Below are 13,878 nucleotides of genomic sequence, written 5' to 3' on the forward strand. Positions count from 1 at the left end.
GGATCTTCTCCTTTTGCTTAATGAGCACCCAACTGTTAAGCCAATGGCTACTTTTAAAAATATACTACATAGGGCTGATTTCTACTATTCAGATCAAAATTAAATTCATTTGATAATAGCATCTGATCATACCTTATAGAATTTGCGCTATTTATAATAAAAATAGTAAGCGCTTACAATAAAAAAAGAAGTTATTATCTGTTTGAATCAAATATTAACTTAACTATAGTATGTTAATTATCCGAATAACTGTCATACAAAACAATGTGCATTTTTTGATTTCGTTATCAAATTTTTACTTTTTATTCTATGTGACCCGGAATCGTTGCATTTTTTCTGTTAATCTTATAGAACCGCCCATTAGGTGCTTAGAAAGGACGATCAGTTTCTCTCCAATAGCTACTTGATTTGTACAAGTGAAGATACTTGCTGATCGCCGCTGTCCCAGCAGTTTTGTCGTTTACAATAGAAAACTCCATTAGAATAAAACTTACATATATAGGGAAGTCAGCAATATACCCAGACTCTCTTGATAGATTTGTTCAAGCTGCGTTAAGGGAAGTGGATTAGTGCCTCTCCCAACTTCAATTGTAAATCCTGGTCTTCTCCAATCCTGAATGAACCAATCCTTGAAGCCAGCTGAGCTGTCTGCATATTCAATGGGCTGATAACCACTCACTCTCGCAAACTCATTGACAATTACTTCAGATTCAGGTGGCTCCAACCCTTCAAATCCCCAAAAAATGACTCTTCCCTGTGTGTGAAAAGCTAATACGCGGTTGAAATTACTATTCCTCGTCAGATTGGCTATGGCTTGCGATTCTGGCTCGGTAAGCGGTCCTGTTCCCGCATAATCACGAGGGGCTGGCGTTCGCGGACCTCTTGCCGCTTCACGTTCCCATAATGCTGGATACTGGTTGTTTAAATCCACACCCCGAATGTTCGCCTTCCAGCCACTGAAGTCACTGCTCCCATCATTTATAGCTAATACTTCGTTGCGATATGGCTCCTCGCTCGGCGGTCCATTCACCACTAAATTGACACCATCAGGATTAACCATCGGAACAAGTGATAACGTGGTCGTCCTATATAGAGGATTCATCACAAGTCCACGTATGCTGCCATTGTTCGTCAATGCTAATAAGTATTCATTGAGAAACCGGATGAGCACTGGTGTTGTGATCCATTCATTCCCATGAAAGGAGGCATTGACGTGAACCTGTTTAGGACCGTTACCTATTCGAATTTCAGGAATTTCCTTTCCCATAACGGAGGTACCTATGGATCTTCGACGGATGAACGGATAAATCTCCTCAAGGAGGGTGAGGTCCTCTAACATGTCCCCATAATCATAAGGTCTTACCGTGTTAACCACTACATCAGTCACACGCCTTGGAATTCGAATAATCTGACCAACACGAAGTGAATTGACTAGAATCGATGGATTAAGTAATAGCAACATATCCTGCGGCACAACGTATCTCGATGAGATACGCCAAATGGTATCCCCTGAAACGATCTGGTATCCTATTGTCACATAACCCGGTATTTCTACCGTTTGACCTAACATTAGTCCTTGAGGAATGATGTTGGGATTTGAATCAAGCAGAAGCTGTAGCGGAACCTGAAACAACTGACTGTATACCCACAACGAATCCCCTTGGCGCACCGTTACTTGCATTTTGTTATATCCTCCTTAAAATTATGAAACACAAAAAACACCTCATATCCTAGGCCTTTGCCCCTAGTGTTAGTGTATGTGGAGGATACGTGAAGTGGCCCAAATCATGTGAGTTTTTCATGTTATATGCTAAAGAGTACAGGTAACATACAATAGATCTGAGTAATATAGAGTAATAATGACATCGAGGTGATTTGCTTATGTCAAGGACAACAAAACTTCGCAAGCGAGCTACTCAACTGAAAAGTCGCCCTGTCTGCATTACACTGCATGATGGACGTTCATATGTGGGTTGGATAACTGGACTTGAGAAGCAAGCTTTGATTCTTTCTGGACAACGTAATCATAGAAAACCGAATAGAAACTCACACTCTCGTTCACAAAAGGCAACCATATCTGGATTGATGCCGTTATTTGGTTCACTTCTTGGTAATGGTGGAGCTGCGGGCGGAGCGGTTGCAGGAGGATTAGGCTTTATAGGAATGATGCAGAAATCCTGGCCACTGATGAAGATGGGCTATAGTATGATTAAATCGATCATGCCATTTCTAGGTAGTCTGAAAGGTTTAATGGCATAACCAATAAAAGACACCCCTCAAGGTGTCTCTTTGTTTTAATATATAGTTATTTATATTCACTTTCATAATCACTTATGAACTTGTAGGCATCTATTTCCGATAGAGGCTTACTATAATAATATCCTTGCACTTCCTTACACTTTTGTTGCTTTAGGAATTCAACATGCTCCTCGGTCTCCACACCCTCTGCAATAACCGCTATATCCATATTGTGCGCCATATCTATGATTGTTTTAATAATCGCTTGGTTTCTTGGATTCAAATGACGAACAAATGACTGGTCTATTTTTAGACGATCGATCGGGAATTGACTTAAATAACTTAATGAACTATACCCTATACCAAAATCATCAATGCTGATTTTTACTCCCAAACTTTTAATACGATTTAAAATCCGAATGGTCTGCTTAGCATCGTGAGCAATACTTTCCGTAATCTCAAGCTCTAGAAATTCTGATAGTAAATCTGTCTCCTCAAGAATTCTCTTAATTACTTCATGTAAATCATTCTGTATAAATTGACGCAACGAAATATTGACTGCAATAGACATCTGATTATATCCTGCTTCATGCCATTCCTTTAATTGTCGACATGCCGTTCGCATTACCCATTCCCCAATCGGAATGATCAATCCTGTCTCCTCTGCTATCGGGATAAATTCCATAGGCGGGACAAGACCCAGCTCTGGATGATTCCAACGAATTAACGCCTCCATACCTACAATCTTGCTTGAAACCATATCAACCTTCGGCTGGTAATATAGAACAAATTGATTTTGATCAAGAGCCCTACGTAGATCACCTTCAATCTTTAACTTTTTTGCAATGGCTTGGTGCAATTCATTCGTGAAAAATTGGTAATTATTTTTACTTCTTTCTTTCGCTAGATACATAGCCCCATCGGCATTTTTAAGCAAAACTTCAATATTGTCTCCATCGTCGGGAAATATGCTGATACCAATGCTAGGTGTTATATAAATTTCCATATGCTCTAGGGTAAAGACCTCTGACATCCTATCAATGATCTTTTGAGCTACGCCCTCAATTTCTTTGCGGGTAATATTGGGAAGAAATAATGTAAACTCATCCCCTCCTTGACGAGAGAGGCAATCGCTACTACGCAGGCATTCAGCTAAACGGACCGCAACTGCTTTTAGCAAATTATCCCCCGTAGAATGTCCCAATGTATCATTAATCGTTTTAAATCGGTCTAGATCAATAAAAATGACTCCGACTTTCTCATTCTTTTCTTTCGCAAGAGCCAAAGCTTTGATTAATTGATTATTAAATAGCGTTCGGTTGGGCAATTGCGTCAGTGCATCATAATGAGCCATATAGTATATGGTCTCTTCCGCCTTTTTTCTTTCGGTAATATCAATCATAGAGCCCACAACTTCAACTATTTTTTCATTTTGCTGAATAGGAGACAATGTAATATAAAAATACTTATCTAAATACTCTATTTCGAAATTTACGATCACCCCGGTTAATGCATGATGCAGATTACTCTCCATTAGTTTCGCTACTTCATCGTTGAAGATTTCATGTGACGTTTTATTCAAAACCTTTTCCATTGTCAATCCTAGCTCTTCAGCAAGCTTGCCTTCACATAGTGTATATGTGATTCTATTGTTGTCATCAACCACAACTTTAAATATACAGTTTCTTAAGTTTTTAACCGTCCTCATAAAATCATTCTGCAGCGCTTCTGCTAGAGCAGTCTCCGCCCTAATTCGATCAGTAATATCCGTACGAATGGAAACATACTGATACGGTACACCTTCATCATCGAGATACGGTACAATCGTTGTATTCATCCAGTATATATTGCCATCTTTGGCGCGGTTCTTCACTTCACCTTTCCACACTTCCCCATGTTTGATCGTGTCCCACATCACTTTGAAGAATGACTTAGGATGATAACCGGAGTTAATAACCCTGTGAGTCTTGCCAACTAGCTCCTCTCTATCATATTTTGAAATTTCGCAAAATTTATCGTTAACGTAAGAAATGACACCTTTCCCGTCAGTAATTGCTACAATTGAAGATTCATCAAGCGCATTTTTAATATCCTGTAAATCCCTTATTGTCTTTGTGAGCGATTCATCCATTGCCTTGCTTCTCGTAACTTCCGTCCCAATCGCCATATATTCAAAGATGACACCTTGTTCATTCTTATAGGGGATAATATGCATATCCACCCAATAGTCCGTGCCATCCTTCGACTGACACTTGATCTCCCCTTGCCACACTTGTCCTCGACGTACCCTCTCCCAAAATTGATCATAATAAGAGTTAGAGTAAAATACCGAGCTAATTGTATTATATGGTCGCCCGATGATTTCATTTTTTTCGTAATTGGATATCTCTAGATATTTATCATTTACATATGTAATAATGCCTTTTTTATCTAAAATTAATATAATAGATGACTTATCAAAGTCTGATATTATTGATGTCACATCTCTCATGTCAGTTAACGCACTCCTAGTAATATCAATTTATAAAGTTATTGTACTCCCCATTGCTAATTGTTTCTAGTTCGTTATCGAATAAATTTGATAATATGGTCATTAAATGTGATATTTATCATAGCATGGACGTGATAATTACTGTAGCTAGAACTTATGAAAAAGAAAAAATCCACAACCTCTTACGTAAAAAAAGCCAACCTTTTTAAGTGTTGGCTGAAATGCTATCCGGAATTATGCTGATACCCATGCTAGGTCTTATATAAATTTCCATATGCTCTAGGGTAAAAAGCTCTGACATCCTATCAATCATTTTCTGGGCAACTTTCTCAATTTCTTAGCAGGTGATATTAGGAAGGAATAATGCAGGCTCAGACATCATCTCTACAATTACAGCTAGCGTTATATGGTGACAGAGTTACGGTATCTGCCTCGATGCTTGTTGAATATAATACTTACTGTAACCATTCTGCAAGTAAGCAGTAAAGGAGAGATTTCCGATGGCTGAAGAACACAATGTAAATCCGAATGAGATTAGCAAAGATAACCCCGCTTCAGTTAATGAGTTATTAACAATAGTAGAAAAAGCTATCATTGATACTATAAAGTCAGTGGAACAGATGACGAGTGATATTACTGCACAGCAGCTAAAGGAAACCGAAATAGAAATACAGAAAAAAATAGATGAATGTGGAATTAGTATTAGTGAATACGGAGCCGATCCAACTGGATCGCTTGATAGCCATGGAGCACTCCTATCTGCACTAACAGCATCTGATGAAATACGTATTCCTAAAGGCGTATATTTAATTGGACAAAATATAACCATTCCAGTGAATAAAGAGCTAGTATTTAGTCGTAATGCAAGATTAAAACCTGCTAATGGAGTATCGATTACCATTAATGGGACATGGAGTGCAAGTAATGATGATTGGATATTCGATATGTCCCTTGGTGGTATAATTGGCGGCGATTTCAGAGTAGATGAAATCCATCCTGAATGGACGGGCGCAAAGGCTGATGGAAGTGATGATGCCAAAGCATTTAATGATGCCATGACTCTTTGTGCTAAAAAGAGAATATTAAAGTTGGGTGCCAAAACATACAAAGTAAGATCAACCATAGAGAATAATTCCAGAGGAATCATAGGTGTCCAGGCTTACATCGATAGTGGAAACAGTGGAACTTTGATTTCATTCGACCCAATTGATACAGAGACTGACTTACTCCCGTGTATCAGAGTATCAGCCGCTGGAGTAAGTGCCGTATTTGAAAAATTTAAGGTAATGGGAAAGACATCTTATAACTCGCGATACTTGTCTCGATGGATAGATAAAACAAAGTTCGAAGCAGGGACTTATGATATGTTTGCTACAGGTACAGTTGCTATAGAAGTAGCCGACGGAGCAAAACCTACATTTCGCGATGTAGCAACGAGTAATATAAAAGTCGGATTACTTATGAATAGTTTAAAAGGTCATATCACTTCCTACGACTCAAGTTGGAGTGGACTAATTGGGGTTTATTGTCGTAAAAATAGTGAAGATTATTATTTTCAAGGTGGTAGTATAACAGGTTCCTTTTGTGGGGTAATGCTGGGCATCATTTTGACTTCTAACCATCGCGGTGGGATGTCAGTAAAAATGAATAGAGTTCATATGGGATTCTGTCCTTATTCTTTTTATCAAGTAAAGGATGCGAATGATTACGATTCTCTTGTGAATTGTATTGGTTTAAATGGGGTACTTGAATCCGTACGGTTCGAGCAAACTGGAGAAGCATGTATTAAATTGCTACCTAAAGCTGAAACATCTGGTTATATCTCAGGGCTAGGTCTATCTTGGTCTGTTTCTGATTATACAGATGAAGTAGCAAGGTGGCAGTATAGTCTTCCTGATGATTTGATGCTTCCCGAAGATAAGCAAAAATATGCTTTTTATTTCGGAAGAATAAGTAGACCATTCATTATTGAGAATTGGGATGGTGGTGAGGCTTATAAATCTCCTAGATCTGTAGGAGCAATAGGTACAGCCTACATTGACCATATAGCAACTAGTGATATAAATCTAACCGGACTTGGTGATCCAAGTCTGATCACTATTCGCAGAAAGCAAGAGTCTACTTCCATTACATTGACAACCCCTAGAGCAGTAGAAGACACAATACATTCAAGAGCGCATAACCCCATAAGTCATGGGCAGCTAGTGAATAACCCCGAGATAGCTTCTAACTGGACTTCTAACAGTGGGACCGCTTTATCTATCGTAACTGACTTATCAGAACTTCCTGTAGGTTTGAGTGGCGAGGTTAAATCCTTTTTAGGAGAAAACCTAAAAATTTTAAAAATAACCCCTGATGGTGTGAATTTTCCATCTTTATCTTTATCCTTTTTGCCTCCTGCCATAGCGGATACTGATAGAGAAATATGTTATGAGTATTTTACGATGTGTGAAGTACAAACAAGAGTTAGAAGTAATATCGCATTCTTACCATCGGGAAGGGTATATGATACAACCTACAATATTCCTGCTATGGAATGGGTACGAATACAAGGCAGAGGGCTAAAGCCACCCAATAGTTCCTTTCTAAATACAAATATGGGTGGGTTTGATAAGATCTCTCCGAGTTATGTAGTTGGATTAATGATCAATTATGATAACAATGGGGCTTATTCACCACAGCCGCATGCCTTTACAAGAGTAGACTTTGAAATAGGGGATAAAGGTGGATTAATATTAACAGACACTACAGACGGAAGCCGAAGCAAAATAACTCTAACCAATGGGGCCTTACAGTCTGAAAACACAAATATAAAAACAAAAGTATATTCCCCAAACGGAGTTCCATATAAATTAACCGTAGCCGATGATGGTACATTGACAACTTCATTAGATGCCTTATTTTATGATTCATTTGATGGAAATGACAGCACAACGTCACTTGGCAATAGGTGGACAGTTGTTAATGGAATATGGGGTAGATTATCGAATGAAGCCTATAATCGATCAACTGGTACAACTTTAGCAATTTTAACTAACAATCTAGGTTCAACTAAATATAACGTAGGTTGCACTATGAAAGGTCAATTATCAAGTAATACGAATTACAGTAGCCCGGGTATCCTATTTAAATATATAAGTAAAGATAATTACTTTTGGGCTGAATTAATAAACAATTCTTTACGGATTAGTAGAAGAGTCACTGCACTAGATACCATAGTTGCTTCGACTTCCGTCACCTTAACAGATGATGTTTATTATAAAATGAGAGTAGCAGTTCATGATGATGTTATATCTATATATCTGAATGGAGATTTAATCTTAAATTATTTTCTCACACCCTCAGATATTACAACATTTGGTTTGACTGAAATAGTTGGGTTAAGACATCGTAGTATGGGGATTATATCAACTCCAGTAAGATTTAATAATTTTGTTGTCGAGCAAATTTAATAACACTGTCATGAAGTGATGAGATGAATCCTGCAGAAACAAAAAACATGGGGTGCCCCTAGTCATTATCATGACTTATGGGACATCCCCTACTTTGTAAATCCCCGTTTGAGATTTCATTAATAACTTACATATATATTGAAGCAAGCAATATCCCCAAGCTCTCTTGGTATATTCGTTCCAAGCTGTGTTAAGGGAGGCAGATTATTGCCTCTCTCAACTTCAATCGTAACCAAACAATTTTTATGTCGTCGTTATTCCTTATACCAATTACTTCATATACAAATCCACCAACTCATAGCACCTTTCTTTTGTAACTCGTGATAGGGTAAGAATGTACTGTAATGACTCCATCGTTCCACCTTCATATTCTAAGGATTCTTCCTTGGCTGTTTCATCTCTAGATGTTATCCAATCCAATTGTTCTTGCTTTAGCTTAGCCATTTCACTTGTAGATAGTTGCTGCTTCAAATCATTATAAATTTCATTCAAAGCCGCATCCCATCTTTTATATGTTTCGTCAGCTGCTGCCGTCATGGACACGGTTGTGCCTTCATTATATAAGTCTTGTAGATCGGCTAGCCCTTCTTCAATTTCATTAAGCTTTTGGATATATTCATCTTTGGTCTCCACAGCAGTAGTCTCTTCCTCGATGATCGGTGCTTCTTCTTGCTTCACTTCTTCTTGCTTAACCTCTTCTTTAACCTCTTCCTGTTGTTCCACTTCTTCTGGTACTTTTATTTCTTGTTCCGTATTTTCTGGTTGCTTTGTATTCATACCTTCATTCGAAACATTGCTACACCCAGATAAAAAAATGCATGTTAGTAACGTCGCAGTCAGCCATTTCTTCATTTGTTTACTCCTATCTATCTATTTTTTAACTCTATACATACAGACGATATCCTGGAAATAATTGTTGCATTATTGTATCATTTAACGATCCAGCCTTTTTCCTATAATGAAATAAACTGGCTCCGATTAAGATCGGAACCAGCTTATTTCACAAGGTCTCTTTTCTAACCCATTAACTCAATATTACTCAATATGAAACTGAAAAGATTTGAAATTAAACTGACTACCTGGTAAGAAGACGAACGTGACGGTTTGTAAGCCTTTGACTTGTTCGATCATATATTCACGTTCACAATAACCTTCAGTGAAGTTGAATTCAAGCAATTGTTTACTATCACCCTGCTCACTGCTGAACAGTACGTGAATTGTATTATTCTCGATGGGTGAATGCCCCTGAATAACTAGCTTACGACTACCTATCTCACCGAAATCCATATCCTCAAAAATGAGAGAGACATTATTTCCGATATTCTCAATAGCGTCTGATGTAATGGTGAAGGAGTCTCCATAAATGGCATTGTTATCAAGCGCATTTAATTGTTCAAATCCTTTCAACCGTTTCTTAAACTGGAAGCCCTTGAGATGGATTTTACTACGTAGTAGGAAGTAGATCGATGTCACACCGGTTAATACTTTCGGTAATGTGTACATTTCTTCCTGATACGTATTCCATATAGATGGCTTTTGATAAGAGACTACTGTTAATCTTTCAGCTTGCTCATCACCAGGAGCACCCTCCCAGATCTCAATATCGAGTCGTAGATCATCCAGCGAGAAGATGGGCAGTGTAATTTCATTCGAACCATAGGGTCCAAAGTCAACTCGCTCAAATCCAATTAGACTCTCGCCATCTCTCGAACTAGCCATCCCTCGATCATTACCATTCGTAAGATTATAACTCTTATCACTGTGATAAGCCGCTGATACGAACTCATAGGGTTGAATAAAGGCTTGACCCATATTCTGAATTTCCATTTCTAATAAGGAATACATCTTTGTATTATTTGAGCCATTCTTGGTTGCACATCGAATATAGATCTTTCCATCCCCAAGTGCTGTTACCATAGCTTCCTGACCATTCGCAACCAGTGTTGCATTATTAGATTCTACACCTGCAACATTCGTAACTCTCCATTCAACTTCCTGATAAGTAGCATTGCTTGGATGAATCTTGACACGAATAGGAAGTGTAGTTTTCTCTGGAGAGAATTGAGTCCCTTCTGGGCAAATAATCTCTAGTTTACGTACAGGAATTTCTCCTGCAGCTTGAACCAACTCCGAATTTTGCAGCAATGCCTCGTGCATGGCTGAATAGCTATATAATGACAATTCTCCCTCAGCTTCACTCGAATTAGAAGAAGCAACGGATGACAAAGTAAGCTTACTTGTAGGGAGGCCCTTGGAATTCGCTGTTACGACTATTGTACCGGACTCATTCGTGCTGGCGATGATCGCAAGTAACTTGCCGCTGAACATTCTTCGATTATTCCCTTTGTAGGAGTCATAATCAGTGCTATCACCGTTATCCAACCCAACTAGACGAGCAGGTCCATCAACCGTAATATGTACACGATTATTGGCATTGGCTACATGATTTCCGTCCAAATCATGACTTGAAATCTCGACGAAGATTAAATCAGATCCATCTGCCTGCATGGCCGTCTTATCAGGAGTGAGAATCATTTCGGCTGCATCACCGAAAGAGCATTGGCTATCCGTCGCGATCACTTGACCATTTTCATCATAGGCTACTGCTTTTAAAGTTCCTTTCGTATAAGGAATTTGCCATTCCCCAATCAGCTTCTGACCATGTGCATGATCAATGTGGAATACACCTTTGGACTGCTCATTGAAGAACAGTTCAATCTTGGGAGCATTGGAGCACACCCGTATATCGATCGTTTGACCCTCAGAGAAATCCCAATACGGGAAAATATGCACCATTGGAGCTGACTTATAATTTGTCCATTCCGCTTGATAGATATAGAAGGAATCTTTCTTAAATCCCGCTGTGTCTAATTGGCCGAAGTATGAGTTCTTGGTAGAGTAGGGTGTTGGTTCTCCAATATAATCAAAGCCAGTCCATATGAATTGCCCTAATGAGAACTTGGCATCGCGATCATCAATAATACAACGCTCTGTGCTTTTTGCTCCCCAGCTTGTCGAACTGTTACCCAAAGATGAGCATTGCTCGTCATCGTCAGATAAAACGGACTGTGCTAGTGGGAAATGATAAATCCCTCTGCTCTGTACCGTAGAAGAAGTTTCGCTACCGTAAATAAACCAATCTGGATGTTCTTGATGATGAGTTTCATAGTATTTCTCAGCATAATTATACCCAGCGAATTTCACGATATCTGCACACTTCTGTGCATTCTCCCAAGGCATATAATTCGAGCCAATCGTAACGACAGCGTTCTCTCTCGGATCATGGAGCTGTACACCCGCTAATAATTCCCTTGTTACTTCTTGTCCACGTTCATCAGCATGTGTATCGTATATTTCATTTCCAATACTCCACATTAACATGCTAGGATGATTACGATCTCGACGTACCCAACTTGCAACGTCACGCTCCCACCATTCCGGGAAGAACCGCGCATGATCATAAGGATTCTTAGGACGTTCCCACATATCGAATGCTTCAGATACAATCAATATTCCCATTTCATCTGCAAGCTCCATAAGTTCTACTGCGGGCATATTATGAGAGGTTCGAATCGCGTTGACTCCCATTTCTTGAAGAAGAGACATTTGACGTTTCAAGGCAACCCTATTGACAGCTGCGCCAAGGCTTCCTAAATCATGATGCTGACACACACCGTTTAATTTGACATGACGTCCATTCAGAAAGAATCCTTTTTCTGTATCAAAGGCTATCGTCCGGAATCCAAAGTTCAAATCCTCATCATCGATAACCGTATCATCTATAATCAATTCCGTGTGTAGTGTATATAAAGTCGGATCAATGATATCCCATACCAATGGATTAGTGACCATTAGCGTAGTCTTTATTAGTCTATCTTCCGCATGAAATTGAACATCCGATTGCGTGACTACATTATGTTGTCCATCCACAATACGATGTCTCAACTTATAAGTTGAAGTGGAGTTTGACGTTCCATCGATCACAACCTCTGTATCCAACTCTACATGCCAATTTGTCTCATTTTGAATGGTAGACACATAGATCCCTTGCGGTGCTATATGAGAAGTAGGGTATGTCTTCAACCATACGGAGCGATAGATTCCGGCACCAGAATACCAACGTGAATTAGGCGATTGATGGATGACATGTACAACAATTTCGTTCTTACCTTCAATCAGGTAGGAAGTGATATCCATTTCAAAGCTGGCATAGCCATTCTTCCAAGTTCCAACTTCATGACCATTCACAATTAACGTTGAATCCATATATACACCTTCAAAATAAAGTGTGTATATGGTCTGCGGGGATATTTCAGTTAGTTCTATTGTCTTCTTGTACCAACCATCGCCATCTTCATATAAATTATTCGCATCATAAATTAACCAATCATGAGGAAGCGTTACGGCAACCCATTCATCTGATTGAGATACCGACTCATAGTTCGTATGTAATGGCTGTTTCGTGAATAACCAATCGTTGTTAATCTTCAGTTTCTTACTCATGGTTTGTTGTCTCCTTTATTGACATACTTCTTGTCAAAAGATTATATATTTCCAAAATGGACACTTACAAAATATCTTATCACTGAATGTTTTTTTGGGCTATAGCATGACTGTTATACAAGCAAAAGCCCACTCAGGTGAGCGGGCTCTATTTAATTGAATTGGCTGCCGGTCCAGTTAAAGCTTCTGACCGCAATTCGAACAGAATTTAGCGCCTTCAGTTTTCGTACCACAATTCGGACAGAAGTTGGGCTTCTTATCGCCTTCTGCAGAAGAAGGAGCAGGTGCAGATTGCTGCTTCTCAGCAGAAGGCTTTTGGTTCTGATTTGAGTTCTGATTGATATTCTTCATCATTTCATTAGCCATATTCATTCCCATCATCATACCCGCCATATCCGAAGCAGCACCGCCACCTTGTACTTTGCCAGATGAAATACCTTCCGTCATGCTAACTTGTTGGAATTTCTGTAGGTTACCGATCATTTCGTGGGAAGCTGTTTTCGTGATCATATCTTGAATTTCTTTAGGGTAATTGAAGCTCATCACTTGAAATCCTGTAATCGTCATCCCGTTGTCCATAATCTGCATATCGAGATCTTCACGGATCCCTTTGGCAATATCTGATGCGTTCGCCTGAAGATTAAACATATCTTTTCCTTCGCGGCTAATCCACTTCATTAATAACTGATCTAACACAGAAGTAATCCGAATCTTAACATCATCCACAAGATAACTATTTCTCATGCCAGCAATCTTATCGATCAACGTAACATAATCATTCACTTTGAAATTGAACGTTCCATTCGCGCGAATAGGCATGCCGCCCGGAAGCTGCGGAGTTGGGATCAGAATCGGATTCTGTGTTCCCCACTTGACAGTGAATTCCTTCGTATTAACGAATAAGACTTCCACCCTCATCCCACTGTTAAAGCCAAACTTGAATCCTTTTAACGTAGATAGGAATGGGACGATGTCCGAATCAACATTGAATTCCCCTTCATCCTCAAAAATCCCTTCGATCTTACCGTTATTCACAAAAATAGCATCCTGACCAGAGCGAATAATGAGCTTACTTCCTTTTTTAATCTCCTGATTGTTCCACTTCCAAAAGATCATATCATCTCTAAACTCTTCCCATTCCACAACGTTTGCAAATTGATTTTTAAAGAAACCCATTATTAACTCCACCTCATC

General features: G+C 39.1%; 7 protein-coding genes. 2 read left to right on the forward strand and 5 right to left on the reverse strand.

Annotated features, from left to right (window positions below; all coding sequences use genetic code 11):
- Positions 1-490: 490 nt before the first annotated feature.
- Entirely contained in the window at positions 491-1,681 is a 1,191-nt protein-coding gene (locus tag LPB68_RS10820) for a M14 family metallopeptidase (RefSeq protein ID WP_068654669.1), read from the reverse strand.
- Between the two features lie 200 nt (positions 1,682-1,881).
- Here LPB68_RS10820 and LPB68_RS10825 point away from each other — a divergent pair, with 200 nt between their 5' ends.
- The gene (locus LPB68_RS10825; protein ID WP_068654671.1) at positions 1,882-2,259 is read left to right on the forward strand and encodes a hypothetical protein; all 378 of its coding nucleotides are present in this window, start codon (positions 1,882-1,884) and stop codon (positions 2,257-2,259) included.
- Positions 2,260-2,305: 46 nt separating this feature from the next.
- Here LPB68_RS10825 and LPB68_RS10830 read toward each other — a convergent pair whose 3' ends face one another.
- On the reverse strand, positions 2,306-4,729 hold the full coding sequence (locus tag LPB68_RS10830; RefSeq protein WP_068654673.1) for a sensor domain-containing protein: 2,424 nt from the start codon (positions 4,727-4,729) through the stop codon (positions 2,306-2,308).
- A 500-nt stretch (positions 4,730-5,229) separates the two neighbouring features.
- Between LPB68_RS10830 and LPB68_RS10835 the strand changes: the two genes are divergently transcribed.
- Positions 5,230-8,181 (forward strand): hypothetical protein, encoded by a 2,952-nt coding sequence (locus LPB68_RS10835; RefSeq protein WP_068654675.1) that lies wholly within the window; start codon positions 5,230-5,232, stop codon positions 8,179-8,181.
- A gap of 270 nt (positions 8,182-8,451) precedes the next feature.
- Here LPB68_RS10835 and LPB68_RS10840 read toward each other — a convergent pair whose 3' ends face one another.
- The 3 genes from LPB68_RS10840 to LPB68_RS10850 form a co-directional block, all read right to left on the reverse strand.
- On the reverse strand, positions 8,452-9,033 hold the full coding sequence (locus tag LPB68_RS10840; RefSeq protein WP_068654677.1) for a lysozyme inhibitor LprI family protein: 582 nt from the start codon (positions 9,031-9,033) through the stop codon (positions 8,452-8,454).
- A gap of 183 nt (positions 9,034-9,216) precedes the next feature.
- A complete protein-coding gene (locus tag LPB68_RS10845) occupies positions 9,217-12,684 on the reverse strand; it encodes a glycoside hydrolase family 2 TIM barrel-domain containing protein (RefSeq protein ID WP_068654679.1) in 3,468 nt (1,155 codons plus the stop codon).
- Between the two features lie 177 nt (positions 12,685-12,861).
- Positions 12,862-13,860: an SPFH domain-containing protein gene (locus LPB68_RS10850; protein ID WP_068654681.1), complete on the reverse strand. Its 999-nt coding sequence runs from the start codon at positions 13,858-13,860 to the stop codon at positions 12,862-12,864.
- Between the last annotated feature and the right edge of the window lie 18 nt (positions 13,861-13,878).

Origin of the sequence: Paenibacillus crassostreae (genome assembly GCF_001857945.1) — a bacterium.
Lineage (GTDB): Bacteria > Bacillota > Bacilli > Paenibacillales > Paenibacillaceae > Paenibacillus_AQ > Paenibacillus_AQ crassostreae.